This is a genomic window from Bradyrhizobium sp. LTSP857, assembly GCF_000938285.1.
Taxonomy (GTDB): Bacteria; Pseudomonadota; Alphaproteobacteria; order Rhizobiales; family Xanthobacteraceae; genus Bradyrhizobium.
Genome location: NZ_JYMS01000027.1, coordinates 103,578 through 123,611 on the forward strand (window position 1 = coordinate 103,578; position 20,034 = coordinate 123,611).

At 63.3% G+C, this 20,034-nt stretch carries 25 protein-coding genes; 11 read left to right on the forward strand and 14 right to left on the reverse strand.

Going from position 1 to position 20,034, the window contains the following annotated elements:
* Positions 1-236 precede the first annotated feature (236 nt).
* Together leuC and UP06_RS17900 are read left to right on the forward strand one after the other, a co-directional pair.
* Positions 237-1,643, forward strand: a complete 1,407-nt coding sequence (leuC, locus tag UP06_RS17895) for a 3-isopropylmalate dehydratase large subunit (RefSeq protein ID WP_045004426.1) — start codon at positions 237-239, stop codon at positions 1,641-1,643.
* 94 nt (positions 1,644-1,737) lie between these two features.
* Positions 1,738-1,947 carry a hypothetical protein gene (locus UP06_RS17900; RefSeq protein WP_045004427.1) on the forward strand — a complete coding sequence of 70 codons (210 nt, stop codon included), beginning with the start codon at positions 1,738-1,740 and terminating at the stop codon, positions 1,945-1,947.
* Between the two features lie 63 nt (positions 1,948-2,010).
* Here UP06_RS17900 and UP06_RS17905 read toward each other — a convergent pair whose 3' ends face one another.
* The 3 genes from UP06_RS17905 to UP06_RS17915 form a co-directional block, all read right to left on the reverse strand.
* The gene (locus tag UP06_RS17905) at positions 2,011-2,589 is read right to left on the reverse strand and encodes a hypothetical protein (RefSeq protein ID WP_045004429.1); all 579 of its coding nucleotides are present in this window, start codon (positions 2,587-2,589) and stop codon (positions 2,011-2,013) included.
* 152 nt (positions 2,590-2,741) lie between these two features.
* Positions 2,742-3,002 (reverse strand): hypothetical protein, encoded by a 261-nt coding sequence (locus tag UP06_RS17910; RefSeq protein ID WP_045004986.1) that lies wholly within the window; start codon positions 3,000-3,002, stop codon positions 2,742-2,744.
* A 95-nt stretch (positions 3,003-3,097) separates the two neighbouring features.
* The gene (locus UP06_RS17915) at positions 3,098-3,304 is read right to left on the reverse strand and encodes a hypothetical protein (protein ID WP_045004431.1); all 207 of its coding nucleotides are present in this window, start codon (positions 3,302-3,304) and stop codon (positions 3,098-3,100) included.
* A gap of 240 nt (positions 3,305-3,544) precedes the next feature.
* Here UP06_RS17915 and UP06_RS17920 point away from each other — a divergent pair, with 240 nt between their 5' ends.
* A complete protein-coding gene (locus UP06_RS17920) occupies positions 3,545-3,754 on the forward strand; it encodes a hypothetical protein (RefSeq protein ID WP_245305500.1) in 210 nt (69 codons plus the stop codon).
* An 8-nt stretch (positions 3,755-3,762) separates the two neighbouring features.
* Here the strand turns inward: UP06_RS17920 and UP06_RS17925 are convergent, their stop codons facing one another.
* Complete coding sequence (locus tag UP06_RS17925; RefSeq protein ID WP_045004433.1) at positions 3,763-4,041, reverse strand: hypothetical protein; 279 nt, start codon at positions 4,039-4,041, stop codon at positions 3,763-3,765.
* 155 nt (positions 4,042-4,196) lie between these two features.
* On the opposite strand from UP06_RS17925, the gene UP06_RS17930 reads away from it, so the two are divergent.
* The 3 genes from UP06_RS17930 to UP06_RS17940 all read left to right on the forward strand — a co-directional run bounded on the left by UP06_RS17930 (position 4,197) and on the right by UP06_RS17940 (position 6,147).
* The gene (locus UP06_RS17930) at positions 4,197-4,595 is read left to right on the forward strand and encodes a metallopeptidase family protein (RefSeq protein ID WP_045004434.1); all 399 of its coding nucleotides are present in this window, start codon (positions 4,197-4,199) and stop codon (positions 4,593-4,595) included.
* A 79-nt stretch (positions 4,596-4,674) separates the two neighbouring features.
* Positions 4,675-5,280 carry a 3-isopropylmalate dehydratase small subunit gene (leuD, locus tag UP06_RS17935; RefSeq protein ID WP_045004436.1) on the forward strand — a complete coding sequence of 202 codons (606 nt, stop codon included), beginning with the start codon at positions 4,675-4,677 and terminating at the stop codon, positions 5,278-5,280.
* Between the two features lie 81 nt (positions 5,281-5,361).
* Positions 5,362-6,147, forward strand: coding sequence for a glycosyltransferase family 32 protein (locus tag UP06_RS17940; protein WP_045004438.1), 786 nt, complete (start codon positions 5,362-5,364; stop codon positions 6,145-6,147).
* A 303-nt stretch (positions 6,148-6,450) separates the two neighbouring features.
* Here the strand turns inward: UP06_RS17940 and UP06_RS17945 are convergent, their stop codons facing one another.
* Genes UP06_RS17945 through UP06_RS17955 form a run of 3 tightly spaced genes read right to left on the reverse strand, consistent with a single transcriptional unit; the run spans position 6,451 to position 8,133 of the window.
* On the reverse strand, positions 6,451-6,897 hold the full coding sequence (locus UP06_RS17945) for a hypothetical protein (protein WP_045004440.1): 447 nt from the start codon (positions 6,895-6,897) through the stop codon (positions 6,451-6,453).
* Between the two features lie 11 nt (positions 6,898-6,908).
* Positions 6,909-7,217 (reverse strand): barstar family protein, encoded by a 309-nt coding sequence (locus UP06_RS17950; RefSeq protein ID WP_045004441.1) that lies wholly within the window; start codon positions 7,215-7,217, stop codon positions 6,909-6,911.
* Positions 7,218-7,251: 34 nt separating this feature from the next.
* Positions 7,252-8,133 carry an HpcH/HpaI aldolase/citrate lyase family protein gene (locus UP06_RS17955; protein WP_045004442.1) on the reverse strand — a complete coding sequence of 294 codons (882 nt, stop codon included), beginning with the start codon at positions 8,131-8,133 and terminating at the stop codon, positions 7,252-7,254.
* 111 nt (positions 8,134-8,244) lie between these two features.
* Here UP06_RS17955 and UP06_RS17960 point away from each other — a divergent pair, with 111 nt between their 5' ends.
* Positions 8,245-8,889 (forward strand): carbonic anhydrase, encoded by a 645-nt coding sequence (locus tag UP06_RS17960; RefSeq protein WP_045004443.1) that lies wholly within the window; start codon positions 8,245-8,247, stop codon positions 8,887-8,889.
* A gap of 104 nt (positions 8,890-8,993) precedes the next feature.
* On the opposite strand, the gene UP06_RS17965 is transcribed toward UP06_RS17960, so the two are convergent.
* The gene (locus UP06_RS17965) at positions 8,994-10,028 is read right to left on the reverse strand and encodes an aspartate-semialdehyde dehydrogenase (RefSeq protein ID WP_045004444.1); all 1,035 of its coding nucleotides are present in this window, start codon (positions 10,026-10,028) and stop codon (positions 8,994-8,996) included.
* 116 nt (positions 10,029-10,144) lie between these two features.
* Between UP06_RS17965 and UP06_RS17970 the strand changes: the two genes are divergently transcribed.
* Positions 10,145-10,933 carry a hypothetical protein gene (locus tag UP06_RS17970; protein ID WP_045004445.1) on the forward strand — a complete coding sequence of 263 codons (789 nt, stop codon included), beginning with the start codon at positions 10,145-10,147 and terminating at the stop codon, positions 10,931-10,933.
* A 157-nt stretch (positions 10,934-11,090) separates the two neighbouring features.
* A complete protein-coding gene (locus UP06_RS17975; RefSeq protein ID WP_045004447.1) occupies positions 11,091-11,471 on the forward strand; it encodes a hypothetical protein in 381 nt (126 codons plus the stop codon).
* A gap of 163 nt (positions 11,472-11,634) precedes the next feature.
* Here UP06_RS17975 and UP06_RS17980 read toward each other — a convergent pair whose 3' ends face one another.
* A complete protein-coding gene (locus tag UP06_RS17980; RefSeq protein WP_045004449.1) occupies positions 11,635-12,270 on the reverse strand; it encodes a DapH/DapD/GlmU-related protein in 636 nt (211 codons plus the stop codon).
* A gap of 130 nt (positions 12,271-12,400) precedes the next feature.
* Positions 12,401-13,513, reverse strand: coding sequence for a 3-isopropylmalate dehydrogenase (gene leuB / locus UP06_RS17985; protein WP_045004451.1), 1,113 nt, complete (start codon positions 13,511-13,513; stop codon positions 12,401-12,403).
* Between the two features lie 131 nt (positions 13,514-13,644).
* On the opposite strand from leuB, the gene UP06_RS17990 reads away from it, so the two are divergent.
* Positions 13,645-14,850: a YbfB/YjiJ family MFS transporter gene (locus tag UP06_RS17990; RefSeq protein ID WP_045004453.1), complete on the forward strand. Its 1,206-nt coding sequence runs from the start codon at positions 13,645-13,647 to the stop codon at positions 14,848-14,850.
* A gap of 99 nt (positions 14,851-14,949) precedes the next feature.
* Here UP06_RS17990 and UP06_RS17995 read toward each other — a convergent pair whose 3' ends face one another.
* The 4 genes from UP06_RS17995 to UP06_RS18010 form a co-directional block, all read right to left on the reverse strand.
* A complete protein-coding gene (locus UP06_RS17995; RefSeq protein WP_045004455.1) occupies positions 14,950-15,732 on the reverse strand; it encodes a molybdopterin-binding protein in 783 nt (260 codons plus the stop codon).
* Between the two features lie 13 nt (positions 15,733-15,745).
* Entirely contained in the window at positions 15,746-16,375 is a 630-nt protein-coding gene (locus UP06_RS18000) for a cytochrome b/b6 domain-containing protein (protein WP_045004988.1), read from the reverse strand.
* A gap of 177 nt (positions 16,376-16,552) precedes the next feature.
* Positions 16,553-17,107: a fasciclin domain-containing protein gene (locus UP06_RS18005; RefSeq protein ID WP_045004457.1), complete on the reverse strand. Its 555-nt coding sequence runs from the start codon at positions 17,105-17,107 to the stop codon at positions 16,553-16,555.
* 363 nt (positions 17,108-17,470) lie between these two features.
* A complete protein-coding gene (locus tag UP06_RS18010) occupies positions 17,471-18,232 on the reverse strand; it encodes an SDR family oxidoreductase (protein WP_045004459.1) in 762 nt (253 codons plus the stop codon).
* Between the two features lie 86 nt (positions 18,233-18,318).
* On the opposite strand from UP06_RS18010, the gene UP06_RS18015 reads away from it, so the two are divergent.
* On the forward strand, positions 18,319-19,848 hold the full coding sequence (locus tag UP06_RS18015) for a malonate--CoA ligase (RefSeq protein WP_045004461.1): 1,530 nt from the start codon (positions 18,319-18,321) through the stop codon (positions 19,846-19,848).
* Positions 19,849-20,034: the final 186 nt, after the last annotated feature.

Below are 20,034 nucleotides of genomic sequence, written 5' to 3' on the forward strand. Positions count from 1 at the left end.
CAAATCTCCCTGCTATATATTCCTGGAATGTTTCCAGATCTGACCAGCTTCGCGACCATCAAGCGCATCGTCATCGACGATCGCTCGCGGCTGCCTGGCCGGTTCTTCGGACGCTTCGCGACCTCGGCAACGTCAGAGCTTAGTCCCGCAGCTTAAAGGCTGCGCTGAAGACGATTTTGTTGCCCCGCGCGCCACCCGCGCTCATCGCTACCACGCATTGTTTGGAGCTTAAGCTCATGTCCAAGCCCACCACATTGTACGACAAGATCTGGAACGACCATCTGGTGCACGAGGCCGATGACGGCACCTGCCTGCTCTACATCGATCGCCACCTGGTGCACGAGGTCACCTCGCCGCAGGCGTTCGAAGGTCTGCGCGCCACGGGCCGCAAGGTGCACGCGCCCGAGAAGACGCTGGCCGTCGTCGACCACAACATCCCGACCACCGACCGCTCGAAGCCGAACCCGGATCCTGAAAGCATCGAGCAGATGCGCGTGATGGCGGAGAACGCCAAGGAATTCGGCATCGAGTATTTTAACGAGTTCGACAAGCGCCAGGGCATCGTCCACGTCATCGGCCCCGAGCAGGGCTTTACCCTGCCCGGCACCACCATCGTCTGCGGTGACAGCCACACCTCGACGCATGGCGCGTTCGGCGCGCTCGCGCACGGCATTGGCACCTCCGAGGTCGAGCACGTGCTGGCGACGCAGACGCTGATCCAGAAGAAGGCGAAGAACATGCGCGTCAGCGTCGACGGCAAATTGCCGGAGGGCGTAACGGGCAAAGACATCATCCTCGCCATCATCGGCGAGATCGGCACCGCGGGTGGCACCGGCTACGTGCTGGAATACGCCGGCGATGCGATCCGCGCGCTGTCGATGGAAGGCCGCATGACGGTCTGCAACATGTCGATCGAAGGCGGCGCACGCGCCGGTCTCGTCGCGCCGGACCAGAAGGCGTTCGACTTCCTGCGCGATCGGCCGAAGTCGCCGAAGGGCGCGGCCTGGGACGCGGCGATGCGCTATTGGGAGAAACTCAGCTCCGACGAGGGCGCGCATTTCGACCACGAGCTGCGGCTCGATGCTGCAAAACTTCCGCCGATCGTGACGTGGGGCACAAGCCCCGAGGACGTCATCTCGGTGACCGGCTTCGTGCCTGATCCGGACAAGATCGCGGACGAGGCCAAGCGTCTCTCCAAGCATCGCGCGCTGAAATATATGGGCCTGACCGCGGGCACAAAGATCACCGACATCAAGCTCGATCGCATCTTCATCGGCTCCTGCACCAACGGCCGCATCGAGGACTTACGCGCCGCCGCCAAGATCGCGGAAGGCAAGCAGGTCGCAGGCAGCGTCAACGCCATGGTCGTGCCGGGCTCCGGCATCGTGAAGGAGCAGGCGGAGGCTGAAGGTCTGGACAAGATCTTCATCAAGGCCGGCTTCGAATGGCGCGAGCCCGGTTGCTCGATGTGCCTTGCGATGAACCCGGACAAGCTGGCCCCGGAAGAGCGCTGCGCCTCGACCTCGAACCGCAACTTCGAGGGCCGCCAGGGCTTCAAGGGCCGCACGCATCTGGTGTCGCCGGCGATGGCGGCGGCCGCCGCGATCGCAGGTCACTTCGTCGACGTGCGGGAGTGGCGCTGAGTCACTCGCTGCAATTTGAGCTAAAGCGGCAAAAGGCCGTTAAGCGGCATCGCCCACATTGCGTCCTCGCGACCGTTTCGCGAGGACGCGCGCCATGACCAACAAGCCTGAATATGTCGATCTGATCAGCGCTGCGACCCGCCAGCACCGGCGGCGCGCAACGCCGCTGCGCATCGTCGCCGAGCCTGAGATCGAAGAGACCTCGCGACTCAGCCGCTGGCCGCCGGCGATGTTCAAGCAGTGGAAGCTCGAGAATTTGATGCCGTGGAAATCGGCGTCGTGGAAGCTGAAGGATTGGCTCTGAGCCACGCGATGAACAAAGGGCGCCCTTGAGGCGCCCTTTTCATTTCAACCGATGAAGCTCCGCTTACCAATAGCGGTACGGATGATGCCAGCGGTGCCAATGATGCCAGTGGCAGATTCGGCGCGGGCCGTAATAGGTCCAGATGATCCGGCAGCGGCGCGGATGGTGGTAACTGGGATAGTAGCCGCCGTAGAAGCGCCGATGGAAGTGGCGATGCCCGTAGTAAGCGGGGCGATAGCCACCGTAGCGATGAAATCCGCCATAGTGGTGAAATCCGCCGTAGCGATAGCCGCCACCATGAAAGGCCGGCGCGGCGCGGAAACCGCCACCATGAAAACCACCGCCATGGAAGCCGCCGAAATGTCCGCCGCCACCATGGAAGCCACCACCGCCGCCGTGAAAGCCTCCGCCACCGTGGAAACCTCCACCTCCACCATGTCCGCCGCCACCACCACCGCCGCCGTGACGAACCTGCGTGATCATGTCGTCAGTCGTGGCTTTTGCCGCCGGCAACGCCGTCGGATTGATGGGTGTCATCGCTTCAGCGCGGCGCGCAGTCCCGGCCGACAGCATCAGCGTGGCAACGGCCGCAATCCCGAACAAGCGCATCGGGCTTGTCCCGAGACCCAAAATCCTCAGCATCGAATTCTCCCTGAATCTGAACAGCGGAGTTGCGACGCTGGTTTCCACCTCGCGTCATCCCTGCTCATGTGCGGTCGCTCCCAAGATTAAATTAGGGACAGCGACGTGAATGCCTCATGAATGAACAACGGCCGCGCGCCCCGCGCGTGACGTCACCACCACGGCCCGAAGCCGAGCACGAAAGGTGCGGGCACGCGGTAAGGATAAGGCCGGTAATAGACGGGCCGCGCGTAATAGTGAGGATCATGGCGCGGATAGGACCGCGCAATGTCGTCATGTCGCGCGTGTCGCCGCACATCGAAGATCGCGCGCCCCGCCGAGGCATCCGGCGTCGCCACCATCTGCGCACAGGAAGCGTGAGGCAGACTTGCAGCGAGCCCGACAACCACGGCCAAGACAATCCATTTCGGCATGACGACCTCCACAACCCTCAGCATGCGGGCTTTGCGAGGCTATCTGCAAGTTAAAACAGGCCCGGAATCCGGGCCTGTTCGTATCCAGCCTTCGTTCACCAACGACGGTGATGCCAGCGGTGCCCGCGCCAATGATGACGGCGCCAATGCCAACGAACTTCGGTCGTTGGTGCAACTTCATCCTGCACCGATTGCGCGGCACCGGGATTGATCAGCGACACTGCCTGCGCACGCTCGACTGGCGCCGCGATGACGAACAACGCACCGGCGGCTACAAGGCCGAACACTTTCAAGGACTGCATTTGGTTGGATCTCCTGACATCGTTTGCGGTGCACGCACTGATCAGACGTCGCGGCACGGGCGCGACAGAGAGCCGAACCTGGAACCATGGGCCTGAATCTGATATGGATGAACGCGCCCCGGGTTTGAATGCACAGAACGCGGGCAAGTTCCTGAGCATCGGCGCAACATTTCATGCGCCACCAAAACCAGCCGTCAGCGACGCACGTATCTTCTTGTCGAGCGAATGCAGGAGATGGTCATGGCACAGTTTCGAGCATTGCGAATATCCAGCCTCGCGATCACGGCGAGCGTTCTGCTCGGCGCGAGCTCAGCCCTTGCCTCGCAGGGGCCGGGCGTCGAAGGCGGCACTGCAAGCCCGCTGACGCAGCTGGTGATGGCGATCCTGGTCTATGGCGCGTCCGCGCTCATCGTCGGCGCCGGACTGATCGGCGCGCTGCGCAGGCATTGAACGAAGCGTCAGCCGCGGCGCCAGTAGCAGCTCATACGCGGCACGATCACCGTGCCGCTCGGCCTATATTCCTGCACATAGGTCGCGTTGCACTCGCGGACCGCATCGGGGCCGGGGTTGTAGCGCGGATAGACACCGTCCGGGCTGTAATAGGGCGTGACGCGCAAGCGCGTCTGGGGCCGCTTGCGCGGCGGCGGGGCATCGGGCGAGCCAGCCTGGGCTATACGAACTTCGGTGCCAGCCGTCTGGGCCTCCGCGGGGACGCAAAACTGCGAAAACAACCCCATGCACAGTAGCGTCAGCGCTGTTTTCGCTCGCATTTTACCGCCCACCTGAAAGGTCCCGTTCGAGGCCCACGCTCCCCGTTTTGGCGGCGCCCGTCAACCTCGCCGCGCTTATAAAGCCAGATGCATCAGCGGGAAAGCCGCGCTAAGAGGGGCCCATGTGGACGGAATTGAAAGCGCCCTCGCTAGCCGAGATGGAAGTGACGGCGTACGACATCTTCGAGCGGCTGCCAGCGGAGTTTCGCAGCCTCTGTGAGGGCGTGATCATCCGCGTCGACGACTTCCCCACCGAGGAGGTTTTGGACGAGATGGAATGCGAGAGCGAGTTCGACCTGCTCGGCCTGTTCCAGGGCGTCGGCCTGCCCCAGCAAAGCTTCGGCGATGTGGCGCGGCTGCCCAACATGGTCTGGCTCTACCGCCGGCCGATCCTGGACTATTGGGCCGAGCACGACGAGAGCCTCGGCCACATCGTCCGCCACGTCCTGATCCACGAGATCGGCCACCATTTCGGCCTCTCGGACGACGATATGGCCGCGATTGAGGCGCAAGCAGACTAGATCTGCCGAATTCGGCCTAGGATTCGGGCCCCGATCGCGATAAATACGCGGTCCCTAACCACCCTCGGGAAGCGCAACCATGGACAAGTTCACCACGCTGGAAGGCGTCGCGGCGCCGCTGAAGATCATCAATGTCGACACCGACATGATCATTCCGAAGCAGTACCTCAAGACCATCAAGCGCACCGGCCTTGGCAAGGGGCTCTTCTCCGAGCAGCGCTACAAGGACGACGGCAGCGAGAATCCGGATTTCGTGCTCAACCAGCCGGCCTATCGCAAGACGAAGGTGCTGGTCGCCGGCGACAATTTCGGCTGCGGCTCGAGCCGCGAGCACGCGCCCTGGGCGCTGCTCGATTTCGGCATCCGCTGCGTGATCTCAACCTCGTTCGGCGACATCTTCTACAACAACTGCTTCAAGAATGGCATTCTGCCGATCCGCGTCTCCCAGGAAGACCTCGACAAGCTGTTCGACGACGCCGAGCGCGGCGCCAACGCGACGCTGACGATCGACCTGCCGAACCAGGAGATCCGCGGTCCCGACGGCGGCACGGTCAAGTTCGAGATCGACCCGTTCCGCAAGCACTGCCTGGTCAACGGCCTCGACGACATCGGGCTGACGATGGAGAAGAAGGCCTCGATCGACACCTATGAGGAGAAGCTCAAGACCGAGCGCGCCTGGGCCTAAGCTCGACTTTTCGTTCAAGCCCCGGCGTCATCGGCGCCGGGGCTTTTTCTTTGCCTTCGATTTCCCTTATAGCTGACACCGATGCTGCCCGAGATCGTCACCTTCTGGCATGGCCCGATGGACGCACTGCGCCAGACCTGTCTGCGCTCGCAGCTTGCGGCCGGCCACAAGGTCACGGTCTACAGCTTCGACACGATTCCCGGCCTGCCCGCGGGCGTCGGCAACTCAGATGCCGAGGCGATCCTGCCGCATGCGTTCTCCGAACGGCTGCGGCCGCCGCAGCCGGACGGCAGCTGGCGCGACTGGACCACGCTTCAGTTCAGCGACTTCTTCCGCATGAAGCTGATGGCGAAGAGCCTCGGTCTCTGGCTCGATGCCGACGTACTGCTGCTCAAGCCCGCAACGATCGACCCGGCAAAACCCTACTTCGCCTGGGAGCGGCCGCGTCAGCTCGGCAACTCCGTGATCTATCTGCCGCCCGAGCACGGCATCGTCACCGCGTTCGAAGATCTGATGGAGCAGGAAGAGCTGACGCCAAACTGGCTGTCGCTGCGCCATCGCATCACCTTTGCGATGCGCCGCCTGCGCGGCGGTTCGAACCGCCTCTCGGATATTCGTGTTGCGATCTTCGGGCCGGCGGCGCTGACCGCACTCGCCCGCCGCACCGGCGAATTGCAGAACGCCCTGCCGAAGCAGTCGTTCTACGCCGTGCATGCCGAGCCAAAACTTTTCTTCGATCCCTCGAGCTATCTCGGCCTCGTCACCGACCCCGAGATCATCGGCCTGCACATCTCGCCCAAGGGGCGCGGCGGCGAGAAGCCGATCCCAGGCAGCCTGTATGCTTGGGCGGCGGAGCGGTTTGGTTAGGTCTCTTGCCCCGGACGCAGCGCAGCGCGAAGCGGTGCGATGCTGAGCCGGGGCCCAGTATTGCGGCGAGATGGGTCCCGGCTCTGCGGGGCGGCACTTCGCGCCGCACCGCGTCCGGGACAAGAGAGCATTTTGATCCAGCGCAACGCACATCTGCACCACTGCGCTCTAATTCGGCTCCAATCGCACGCGCCCAATGAAGCTTCGAGTCCTTGGCCGCCTGGCTAAAGCAGCGCCGCGAGATGAACGAGATGGGGCAGCTCGATCGCGCCGACCTCGCGCCGAGCTGAGGTCCAGAGCCTTCTATGTACGGCGGGACTTCAAGCGATCGAAGCACTTCTTCGCGATCGTGTCCGACAACGTCTCTCTGATCGCGCGGCCACGGGCGAGCCTCCAGCCCGCGCGCCAACCATCAAAAAAGCCGATAACGGACGCAACGAGCACGACGATGACCACGCCAAGAGCGATGAGAATCGTGACTGCAATAACGACCGGATTTTGGGTTGTTGAGGTGCTGGGCTCAAGAAACCAACTGAGAGCCGCGGCGAGCAGCAACATCACCATGACGGCCGGCAACGCCATAATTTGATAGGCAAACACAAAAGGAAATGTTGAGGCCATCGCCAGCGACATCGGCCATGCCGAAGAGCGTGTTCGCGGAGCCAGGAACATGAGACCTGCCGCGCACCAAATGATACATGCCACCAGGATCCACATAGCCAGCGCGGACATGTAGAGCACTATCTGCATACATCGGCGCCTTAATTTCCGATCGCAAGACTGACCGCAACGTCCTCACCCGTTCGCGCAAGTCTACGAACACGCGTCCTCTCAACCGCCGATGAAACTGCGCGAATCAAATCTATCACTTCAGGCGCCAGTTTGGTCGCATTCACGACCTTGATCACGTAGGGAGGCTTGAGCGCGTTAATGCCGCCTGCGACCATGGAGTCCACGAAAGCAACCACGTTTGAACCATGCCATTCCGGCGCTCCCAACGCCGCCTTGAGCGCTGACACAAAATCAGGAGGCGTTCTCCAATTGGAAGCGTCGAGCTCTATGGTGCGCATAGCAATACGATCAGCCTCCTCAGTTGGCCGCGCCTCAGCCCTTCCCCATCGCCGCAATCGCATCCGCAATCTCGATCGTGCGCTTTGCCATGTCGGCGTGCAGCCGCTCCACCATTGCGCCGTCGAGCCGGATCGCGCCGCGCGAGACGTTCTCCGGCAATTCGAACGCTGCAATGATCTTTCGGGCGCGGGCGACTTCCTCTTCCGGCGGCGTGAAGATCGCGTTGCAGGCCTCGATCTGCGAGGGGTGGATCAGGGTCTTGCCGTCAAAGCCGAGGTCGCGGCCTTGCGCGCATTCGGTGGCAAAACCGTCCGGATTGTTGATGTCGCTGTAGGGGCCGTCGAGGATTTCGAGGCCGTGGGCGCGCGTCGCCAGGATGCAGTGGGTGATCATCGGGATCATCGCGGCGCGACCGGGCAGCATCTTGATCCGCGTTTCGCGCGAGATGTCATTCGGGCCGAACACGAAGCCTGACAGTCGCGTCTTGGGATCACGACCGGCCTCGGCCAGCTCCTCGGCATGCAGCACAGCGCGCGCGGTCTCGATCATGGCCCAGACCTTTACGGTCGGCGCGGCGCCGAGATCGGCGAGGTGACGCCCGATCGTCTGGAGGTCCTCAATGCTTGAGACTTTTGGAACCAGGATGCCATCCGGCGAGGCCTTGGCGGCCATCGCGACGTCATCGGCCCACCAGGGCGCGTCGAGACCGTTGGTCCGGATCAAGATCTCCCGCTTGCCAAACCCCTTGGCCGCGATCGCGGCGGCGATCTGGTCGCGCGCGACCGCCTTCGCATCGGGGGCGACGGAATCTTCCAGATCCAGGATCAGGCCGTCAGCGGCCAGGTTGCGCGCTTTTTCCAGCGCACGGGGGTTGGAGCCGGGCATGAACAGGTGGCTGCGGCGCGGGCGGGTCATGCAAGCGTTCCTTCCGGTTTCCTCGTCTCTATTCTGACCGAAGCCGATAGCATCTGGCTTGCCTATTCGAAAGGCTTGTTCGTCCCTCTGGTCTATGGTTAGGCATAGGCCATGATCACATTCCCTGAGCACTTGCTGGAAGGCTACAAGGCCTTCGCCACCCAGCGGCTGCCGACCGAGCAGAGCCGCTATCGCGAGCTGTCGGTGAAGGGGCAGTTCCCGGAAGTGATGGTGATCGGCTGCTGCGACAGCCGCGTCTCGCCCGAAGTGATCTTCGATGTCGGGCCGGGCGAGTTGTTCGTTGTCCGCAACATCGCCAATCTGGTGCCGGTTTATCAGCCCGACGGCAACGCGCATGGCGTCTCGGCCGCGCTGGAATATGCCGTGACGGTGCTGAAGGTGAAGCACATCGTCGTGCTCGGCCACGCGCAATGCGGCGGCATCCGCGCCTTTGTCGACAAGATCGAGCCGCTCACGCCCGGCGATTTCATCGGCAAATGGATGCAGATGTTCATCAAGCCGGGTGAAGTGGTCGAGCAGCGCGAGCGCGAGACCATGGCGCAATTCGTCGAGCGCATCGAGAAGGCCGCGGTGTTCCGCAGCCTGGAAAACCTGATGACGTTCCCGTTCGTGCAGAAGGCCGTGGACTCAGGCCAGATGCAGACCCACGGCGCCTATTTCGGCGTCGCGGAGGGATCGCTGTTCGTGCTGGACAAGGTCGCGAAGGAATTCAAGAGCGTGCGCGACGCGGCGTGAATTCGTAGGGTGGGCAAAGGCGCAACGCGCCGTGCCCACCGTCTTCTTCAATTGAAACGCAGGTGGTGGGCACGCTTCGCTTTGCCCACCCTACGACAGCGGAGTTACGCCGCCTTCTTCTTCGCGCTGATCAGCTTGCGGTTGATCAGGACTTCCGCGATCTGGATCGCGTTGAGTGCGGCACCCTTGCGCAGATTGTCGGACACGCACCACAGCACCAGGCCGTTCTCCACGGTCGCATCCTCGCGAATGCGGCTGATATAGGTGGCGTCCTCGCCGGCTGCTTCATACGGCGTGGCGTAGCCGCCGGGCTCGTGCTTGTCGATGACGAGACAGCCGGGCGCCTTACGCAGGATGTCACGCGCTTCGTCGACGGTGATTGGATTCTCGAACTCGATGTTGACGGCTTCGGAGTGGCCGACGAACACCGGCACGCGCACGCAGGTCGCGGAGAGCTTGATCTTGGGATCAAGAATCTTCTTGGTCTCCATCATCATCTTCCACTCTTCCTTGGTGTAGCCGTCCTCCATGAAGACGTCGATCTGGGGAATGACGTTGAAGGCGATGCGCGCGGGGAATTTCTTGTTAACCAGCTCCTGGTTGGTGTAGACGGCCTTGGTCTGCGAGAACAGTTCGTCCATCGCGTCCTTGCCGGCGCCCGACACCGATTGATAGGTCGAAACCACGACGCGCTTGATGGTCGCCTTGTCATGCAAGGGCTTCAGCGCGACCACGAGCTGCGCGGTCGAGCAGTTCGGGTTGGCGATGATGTTCTTCTTCTTGAAGCCCGCCGCCGCATCCGCATTCACTTCCGGCACGATCAGCGGCACATCCGGATCCATGCGCCAGGCCGACGAATTGTCGATCACGACCGTGCCGGCGGCGCCGATCTTCGGCGACCATTCCCTCGACACGTCGCCGCCTGCCGACATCAGGCAGATGTCGACATCGGAGAAATCAAAGTGTTCGAGCGCCTTACACTTCAGGGTGCGGTCGCCATAGGAGACCTCGACGCCCATGCTGCGGCGTGAGGCCAATGCCACGACCTCGTCCGCGGGAAATTTGCGCTCATCGAGAATGTTGAGCATTTCCCGTCCGACATTGCCGGTCGCGCCGACGACTGCGACTTTGTAACCCATCGTTCACTCTCCGATGAAAAAGCTCGTTCCTGAAGCTGACGCTTAAACAGGAAGAGCAGCGCTTCTATGCGAGAACCGGCCTCAAGACAACGTTGGACCATGCCCGAAGGCCGTGGATGCAGTCGCCTGAGGCCAGCACGGCCGCAACCCCCGCCCAGATCCATCTTGCGCTCGCCAATTTCGCCGACGAGGTCGTCGGCACGCTGGCGCGCCTGTTCCTCTATGTGGGTGTGTTGGTGCTGTTTGCCATCCTTGGCCTTGCGGCGCTCGGCCAGCTGCCGGACCTCCGCGACGATGAGCCCGCGCAGAAACCCAGCTGGAGCGAGGCCTCCCATTCGCATCCGGCCTTCGCCGTCGGTCGAGCAGATTCATCAGAAAAAACAGCCTCTTACATCATCCTCAGGCACCCCGAAGGCGGCCGCATGGACGTGATGCGCTGGACCGGCGAGGCCGACAAGCCTGTCGCCGAGCTTGAAATCTACCGGGAAGGCGCCGAATTCGATGTGGCTCGCCCGGCGACCGCGGATTTGGCCATCCGGATGGGCTTGGACGCGGGTGCCTTGCTTGAGCAGGCCGGCCTGATCGACACGAAATTCGGACCCGTCGTGCTGTTCCGTCCCAGCGTCACCGCGAAGGGGACCCAGGCCTGCCTCGGCTATCTCAAGCGCAACGAGGAGCCCGCGCTCCAGATCTCCGGCTTCTCCTGCCAGGGCGACACGCTGCCCGCCCAGCGCGCGGCGATCGCCTGCACGCTGAACCGGCTGACGCAGCTCGCCTCGGGCAACGACCCGAAGCTGGCAGAATTGTTCGCCCATGCCGAGCTCAAGCGCCGCGCATGCGACCCGGCGGGGTCGTCTGACTGGTTGCTGGGCGCCGCGAACGCGCAATTGCGCGGGGCGCTCTAGATCGCCATCCAGCTCAAGTGGCTGGTTTGCATGCAACTTTTGACCGCACCCCTCATTATTCCGACGTGGTGTGACCCAATAGACCTAGTTGCAGCCACCCCGGCCGGGCTAGTATGGGCGTGAAATCGATTGGCGGCTTGCCGCTGAAGGGGACGTGATGAGCTCGAAATTCTCCGCGACTAATCTGGCGACCTGGCTTGCGGCGGGCGCCGTCATCGCCATGAGTCTCGCGACGCCGGCTTCGGCCGATACCAAGAAGCCGCGCACCGACGATCGCGGCCGGACCTATTACGGACCGAGCGGTCCCAACGCAGTCTATCAGCAGGGCCGCACCCGCCTCTATGTGAGCAAGCGCTCCTGGCTCGACGGCGGCACCGAGGTCAATCCGGGCGACCGCAAGTTCTCCGACTACGCGTTCCCGCCGGCCGTCGGCTATCCGTCGTTCGCCCGCGAGAACAACAACCGCCCGATCGATCGCCAGCCGCTCCCCACGCCGGCCGACCTCGGCGGCTATCCGCAGAATTTCCCGCTGTACTGAGGCGGACGCGACCTATCGAATCAAAATGGCCGGGCTCGCGCCCGGCCATTTTTGTTGGCGCCGTAGGGTGGGCAAAGGCGCCCTTGCGCCGTGCCCACGATCTCTCTCGATCGCGAAAAATGCGTGGGCACGCTTGCGCTTTGCCCACCCTACGATTCCTGTTCTACGCGTTGGCCGCCGGGTCATAACGCCTGCAAAATTCCTCGATCGCCTCGGAGCGGAAATCGCCGAGGCGATCGAAGATCAGCTCGTCTGGCCAATCCCACCAGGCAATGCGGCGCAGGCTTGCCGCGACCGAATCGTCAAAGCGCTTGCGGATGGCACGCGCGGGAACGCCGCCGACAATCGTGTAGGGCTCAACGCTGCGGCTGACGACCGCGCCAGCGGCGATCACCGCGCCGTCGCCAACCGTCACGCCCGGCAGCAGGATCGCAGCGTGTCCGATCCAGACATCGTTGCCGACGATCACCCGATCACCGCGGCGATCCGCAAAGAAGTCGCGATCGCGCGTCGCTGTCGCGTCGTAGTATTCGGGACAATAGGTGAAGCGGTGCTGCGACGGCCGGCCCATCGGATGGTTCGGCGCGCCGATCCGCACCGAGTTGGCGATGGCCGTGAACTTCCCGATTCCCGCGTCGGCGACCTCGCAATTCTCGCCGAGATAGGAGTAGTCGCCCAGCGCGGAATATTCGATCCGCGTGTTGGACAGGATTTCGCAACGCCGCCCGATCTGCGCCTCGCGCAGGCGCGCCGTTTCATGAATGATTGTTTCCGCGAGTTTGGGGCGGGGTTTATCCATGATGTAGCTCCGAGAGCAGGTGCCGTAGGGTGGGCAAAGGCGCAACGCGCGGTGCCCACCATCTCTATCCAATAGCTTGGAAGTGGTGGGCACGCTTCGCTTTGCCCACCCTACGATTGCGGTGCAAGCCTTACGCGTGCAGCTTCTGCAATTCCTTCAAGATCGCTTCGCCCATCTGCGTGGTCGAGGCAGCTTTGGTGCCTTCCGACTTGATGTCGGCGGTGCGCAGGCCGCTCGCGAGCACAGCGGCGATCGCAGCATCGACCTTGTCGGCGAGCGCGCCCATGTCGAAGGAATAGCGCAGCGCCATGCCGAACGACGAGATCATCGCGATCGGATTGGCGAGGCCCTGGCCGGCGATATCAGGCGCCGAGCCGTGCACGGGCTCGTACAGCGCCTTGCGCTTCTTGCTCTTGACGTCGACTTCGCCGAGCGAGGCCGAGGGCAGCATGCCGAGCGAACCCGTGAGCATCGCCGCGATGTCGGACAGCATGTCGCCGAACAGATTGTCGGTGACGATGACGTCGAACTGCTTCGGCGCCTTCACCAGCATCATGCCGCCGGAATCGGCGAGCTGATGCTCGAGCGTCACGTCCGGGTATTCGCGCTTGTGGATCTGGGTCATGACCTCGTTCCAGAGCACGCCCGACTTCATGACATTGCGCTTCTCCATCGACGTCACCTTGTTCTTGCGCTTCCGGGCAAGCTCGAAGGCGACGCGGCCGATGCGCTCGATCTCATAGGTGTCGTAGACTTGGGTATCGATGGCGCGCTTCTGGCCGTTGCCGAGATCGGTGATGGTCTTGGGCTCGCCGAAATAGACGCCGCCGGTGAGCTCACGCACGATGACGATGTCGAGGCCTTCGACGGCCTCGCGCTTCAGGCTGGAGGCATCGGCCAGCGCCGGATAGCACACGGCCGGACGGAGATTGGCGAACAAAGCAAGATCTTTGCGCAGGCGCAGCAGACCTGCTTCGGGGCGCACCTCGTAGGGCACCGCATCCCACTTCGGGCCGCCGACCGCGCCGAAGATGATGGCGTCGGCGGCAAGCGCCTTGGCCATGTCGCCCTCGGAGATCGACACCTTGTGGGCGTCATAGGCAGATCCGCCGACGAGCCCGGTGTCGGTCTCGAACTTGGCGATTCCGGCCGTATTGAGCCAGTCGATCAGCCGCTTCACCTCGCCCATCACCTCGGGGCCGATACCGTCACCGGGGAGCAGCAGCAGTTTGTGGGTCGCCATGGTCGTTTCCTCCGAGATCGAATTCGGCGGGAGTGCTAGAGCGGCGTTGCGCGCTTGGCAAGACACCATTGCCGGGGCGCGGCTGTGCAAGGGGAGCGGGGCCTGCCACACTGCGCACGCCGGAGTACCCCTTGCACGCCGCTCAAGACCGCCGTCCCCTCTCTGACGCGCACCCCGCGCGACTGATCCTGATCCTGTCGCTGGCGGCGACGGTCGGGCTCGGCATCGGCCGCTTTGCCTATGCGCTGGTGCTGCCGGACATGCGGGAGAGCCTCGGCTGGTCCTACTCGGCGGCCGGTTTCATGAACACCATCAACGCCGTCGGCTACCTCGTGGGCGCGCTTGCTGCGTCCCGGCTGATCCGGCGCGTCGGCTGGTCGGCGGCCATCCGCGGCGGAACCCTGGCCTGCCTCGCCGCGCTCGCCACTTGCGCGCTGACCGGGAATTTTGCCGCGCTGAGCCTGGCGCGGCTGGTGCTGGGCATCGGCGCTGCGGCCGGCTTCGTCGCCGGCGGCGCGCTGGCTGCCAACATCGCGCAGTCGCATCCCGAGCGGGCCAATTTCCTGCTCAGCCTGTTCTATGCCGGCCCCGGCGTCGGCATCCTCGCCTCCGGGCTGATTGCGCCCTTCACGCTGCAATGGTTCGGGCCGGGCTCGTGGTGGATCGTGTGGTGGGCGCTGACGCTGCTCTCGGCCGCAATGACCGTGCCGCTGTTCGTGATCCGCATCGAGAGCAGTGCGCGCTTCGCGGAAGCCAGCCACGCCGCCTTCGCGCTTCCGCCGGTGCTGATCTATCTCGCCGCCTATTTCCTGTTTGGCGCGGGCTACATCGCCTACATGACCTTCATGATCGCTTATGTACGCGACGGCGGCGGCGATGCGACGGCACAGGCTGCGTTCTGGGGCCTGATCGGCGCCAGCGCCTTCGTCACGCCTTGGGTCTGGCGCCGCGTGCTCGCGCTCGATCGCGGTGGCCTGGCGACCGCCATCATCCTCGGCACCAACGCGATCGGCGCCGGCCTGCCGATGCTCGGACATTCGACGGCGTGGCTTGCGGTCTCCGCGGTGGTGTTCGGTGTCGCCTTCTTCGCGGTCGTCAATTCAACCACCGCCTTCGTCCGCTTCAACTATCCGCATGAGGAATGGCCGACCGCGATCGCCGCGATGACGGTCTCGTTCGGCGTCGGGCAGACGTTGGGACCGATCGTGGTCGGCGCGATCACGGACGCGCTGGGGAGTTTGTCCTATGCGCTGAATGTGTCGGCTGCGTTGCTGGCGTTGGGAGCGGTGCTATCGTTGCTTCAACGGAAGGTGGGGCCGAAGGGCTCAGTGTCGTAGGGTGGGCAAAGGCGCGTAGCGCCGTGCCCACCATCGTTCATCAACGCGATGCCGAATTGGTGGGCACGCTTCGCTTTGCCCACCCTACAAGTTCGGAGCTCAACTCCCGCTAAACGAATTATACCCCTGGTCTTCCCAATAGCCGCCCTTGTAGTCGTTGGTGACTTCCATCGACATCACGTATTTCGGGTTCTTGAAGCCGAGCTTGGTCGGCACGCGGATCTTCATCGGGAAGCCGTAGGTGCGGGGCAGGATGTCGTTGGCGTATTTGAACGTCATCTGGGTCTGCGGATGCAGCGCGGTGCGCATGTCGAGCGGTGAGTTGTAGCCGTCCTTGTCGGCGCACTGGAACCAGACATATTTCGCGCGGGTGTCGGCGCCGATCAGCTTGAGGAAATCGCGCAAGGGCGTGCCGGTCCAGCTGCCGATCGCGCTCCAGCCTTCGACGCAGATGTGTCGGGTGATTTGCGTGAACTGCGGCAGCTTGTACAGCTCCGGAAGCGTCCACGACTTCTTGTTGTCGACGAGGCCGCGCACCTCGAGCTTCCAGGCTTCGCCATCGACCTCGGGCGCGTCGTCGAGATCGTAATAGGCGTTGAACGGGAACGGTTTTGTAATCGCGCTCTCGGGGAAAGTCGGCGCCAGCGCGTCGGGATTGAAGATGAAGGACTGCACCGCATCGTTGAACTTCGAGATTTTTGCCAACAGCGCATCGGCTGACGACGAGTCGACCACGTCGCAGCCGGTCAACAGCGTCAGCGCGCCGAGGCTGGCGCCGCCCGCGATGAAGCGGCGGCGGGTGACGTCCGGCATCGTCTTGATGGAATCCTTGATCAGCAGCCGCTTGTCGACGCCGGGGATCAGGAATGAACGTTTCGTCATGACTTCCTCCCTCTCAGCGGCCAATGATCATCGCACGCAGGCTCTTCGGCACCAGCAGCGCGAGCAGAACGTGAATGACAAGGAAGGCGCAGATCGCGGCCATGCAGAAGAAATGGACGTAGCGCGCGGTCGGATAGTCGCCGAACAGCGTCACCAGCCAATGCAGCTGCACGGGCTTCCACATCGACAAGCCCGACAGCACGATCAACACGCCAACCACGATGATGCCGGCATAGAGCACGCGCTGCACAGAATTGTAGACGCTGAGGTCGTCATGGCTGAGCTTGAAGGTCAGCGCCGCCTTGACGTCGTGGATCACGCCCGCCGGCGTGATCGGCAGCAGCTTCTTAGCGAAGCGGCCGGTGGCAAAACCGGTAATGAGATAGGCGAGGCCATTAACCATCAGCAGCCACATCGCCGCGAAATGCCAGAGCAGGCCGCCGCCGAGCCAACCGCCAAGCGTGTACTCGCGCGGAAAACTGAAGCCGAACAGCGGCGAGGCGTTGTAGATCTGCCAGCCCGACAGGATCATCAGGACCATGGCGACCGCGTTGATCCAGTGCATGACCCGGACCCAGACCGGCTGGATCACTTTGCCCGGGGTGGCCCTGACCTGCTGGTCGGATACGGTGAGGCTCGACATGGTGGTTCCGTCCTGTGAGATCGCGTTGACCATTATACGCCAGCGGCTCGGCGTTCGTTACATCAGCGCTTTCGCGAATCTGGCGCGCAGCTTCTCACAATAAAGCGAGCCGGGGGTACCCCCGACTCGCCTTGCCGTTCTTCCCTGCTCAGGGGGACTAAACAGGGTTCCGCGGTGTTACGTCGCCGGCATCAGCACGGTATCGACCACATGGATCACGCCGTTCGACTGGTTGACGTTGGAGATCGTCACCATCGAGGTGCCGCCCTTGGCATCGACGATCCAGACCTTGCCGTCCTGCTTCTTGACGGTGAGCTCCTCGCCCTCGACGGTCTTCAGCTTCTTGCCGTCGGTGAGGTCGGAGGCCTCGAGCTTGCCGGCCACCACATGGTAGGTGAGGATCTTGGTCAGGGTCGCCTTATTCTCAGGCTTGACCAGGGTGTCAACGGTGCCGGCCGGCAGCTTGCCGAAGGCGGCGTTGGTCGGCGCGAACACCGTGAACGGGCCCTTGCCTTCCAGCGTCGGGACGAGGCCGGCCGCCTTCACCGCTGCCACCAGCGTGGTGTGATCCTTCGAGTTGACCGCGTTCTGGACGATGTTCTTCGACGGGAACATCGCGGCGCCGCCAACCATGACGGTCTTTTCCTCGGCGCGGGCGGGCGCGACGACGGTCGCGGTGATGGCCAGCGCGCTGAAGGCTGCGGCGGTGAGATAGGCAATGCGCTTCGACATGGAGAAACTCCCGATTGAATTGTGACCGGCGATTGCCGGCGTTTGCGTTGGGCAACAACGGCGCCTGCGACAGTTTGACGTGAAGCAGTCACGCGTCGTTGGTCCGAACTACGGGACGGTTTGCGAAGCGGTTTCGGGGAATAACTTATTGTGATGCGTGAAACTATACGCGGGATGCTGCGTGGGGTGCGCGAGCGCGCCTCACGCTCCACTGTCGTCCCGGCGAAGGCCGGGACCCATACTCCCGAAAAGCAGTCGTAGCGCGAGACAGGTAACCACGAGTCTTCGCCAAACTACTTCCTGTGGTTATGGGTCCCGGCCTTCGCCGGGACGACGAGTTGAGATTGTCGCGCGTGCTAAGACTCAATCCCTGTTGTGCGGCGTCTGAATGAATCCGCGATTATGCGTCGGGCTGATCAGTAGTTCGTTGATGCAGACGCGTGGCGGCATGCTGGCGATGAAGGCGATGGTCCGGCCGAGATCCTCGGATTGCAGCATCTTGGCCTGCTCCTCCTCGCTCGGCACCACCGGGCGCAGCTTGAGGATCGGCGTCGCCACCTCGCCCGGCATGAGACAGCAGGCGCGCAGACCGTTGACGCATTCGTCCATGTTGAAGGAATGGGTCAGCGCCAGCACCGCATGTTTGGTGGTGGTATAGGCCGGGCCCGGCATCTTTGAGACATGGCGGCCGGCCCAGGACGAGACGTTGATGATCGAGCCGTCCTGCTGTTTGCGCATCGTCGGCAGCACCGCGCGCATGCAATAGAGCACGCCGTTGAGATTGACCTGGACGAGCTTGTCCCAGCCCTCCAGTTCCATGTCCTTCCAGCTCCGCTTGGGGACATTGATGCCGGCGTTGTTCACCAGAAGGTCGATCCGGCCGTGCTTCGCGACGATTTGATCGGCCGCCTTCTGGGCGTCGGCGGCGACCGCCACGTCCAGCGCGATCGCCTCGGCGGCCCCGCCGGCCTTGGCGATCTTCGCAGCCACGGTATCCAGAGCGTCCTTGCGCCGGCCGGAGACCACCACCGTCCAGCCATCGGCTGCGAGCGCCTCAGCACCGGCCTCCCCGATCCCGCTGCCGCCGCCCGTGACCCAGGCCACGCGTTTCCCATTTTTGGTCATGCCAACTGTCTCCGTTGCTTCTGCGGGGCGGTTTTTGCTAATCCAGCCCTCGGTTTTGACCGGCTGAGCGGTCGAGGAAATCTTGCATGAACCAAGCTGCCAACGCCAATTTGTTTTCCCGCCTGTTCGACGGCCTGGACAGCCCTGCGCGCCTCGCGATCGAGACCCATGACGGCGCGCATATCAGCTATGGCGATCTGATCGCGCGGGCCGGGCAAATGGCGAATGTGCTGGTCGCACGCGGCGTCAAGCCTGGCGACCGCGTCGCCGTGCAGGTCGAGAAATCGGTCGCGAATATCGTGCTGTATCTCGCCACGGTGCGGGCCGGCGCGGTCTATCTGCCGCTCAACACCGCCTATACGCTGAACGAGCTCGACTACTTCATCGGCGACGCCGAGCCGTCGCTGGTGGTCTGCGATCCCTCCAAGGCGGAGGGCCTCACCGCCATCGCCGCCAAGGTGAAGGCCAAGGTCGAGACGCTCGGGCCTGACGGCAAGGGCTCGCTGACCGAAGCCGCCGAGAAGGCGAGCAGCGAATTCGCGACCGTCTCGCGGGCGAACGACGATCTCGCCGCGATCCTCTACACGTCCGGCACCACCGGCCGCTCCAAGGGCGCGATGCTCACCCACGACAATCTGGCGTCGAACTCGCTGAGCCTAGTCGGCTACTGGCGCTTCACCGACAAGGACGTGCTGATCCACGCGCTGCCGATCTATCATACCCATGGCCTGTTCGTGGCGACCAACGTGACGCTGTTTTCGCGCGCGTCGATGATCTTCCTGCCGAAGCTCGATTCAGATCTCATCATCAAGCTGATGGCGCGCGCCACGGTGCTGATGGGCGTTCCGACGTTCTACACGCGCTTGCTGCAAAATCCCGCGCTGTCGCGCGAGACCACGAAGCATATGCGCCTCTTCATCTCGGGCTCGGCACCGCTGCTGGCCGAAACCCATCGCGAATGGTCGGCGCGCACGGGCCACGCGGTGCTCGAGCGCTACGGCATGACCGAGACCAACATGAACACGTCGAACCCGTATGACGGCGAGCGCGTCCCCGGCGCAGTCGGCTTTCCCCTGCCCGGCGTTTCCGTGCGCGTGACCGATCCGGAGACGGGCAAGGAATTGCCGCGCGACGAGATCGGCATGATCGAGGTCAAGGGCCCGAACGTGTTCAAAGGCTATTGGCGCATGCCGGAGAAGACCAAGGCGGAATTCCGCTCCGACGGCTTCTTCATCACCGGCGATCTCGGCAAGATCGACGGCAAGGGCTACATCCACATTCTCGGCCGCGGCAAGGATCTCGTGATCTCCGGCGGCTTCAACGTCTATCCGAAGGAGATCGAGAGCGAGATCGACGCCATGCCCGGCGTGGTCGAATCCGCCGTGATCGGCGTGCCGCATGCCGATTTCGGCGAAGGCGTCACCGCGGTGCTGGTCTGCAGCAAGGGCACCGATGTGACTGAAGCCGCGGTGCTCAAGGCACTCGACGGGCGGCTGGCCAAATTCAAGATGCCCAAGCGGGTCTTCGTCGTCGACGAGCTGCCCCGCAACACCATGGGCAAGGTGCAGAAGAACGTGCTGCGGGATACGTACAAGGATATTTTCGCGAAGAAATAGCGGCGACTTAGCCGCACGACCGCGCCACATCCTCGCAGTCGTCCTGGCGAAAGCCAGGACCCATTGCCCCAGGGAGAAGTTTGGCGCGAAGCTGGTGACCACGAGTCATCGCAAAACCACTCCCTGGGGCAATGGGTCCTGGATCGGCGCTCGCTACGCGAGCTTGTCCAGGACGACGATGGAGTT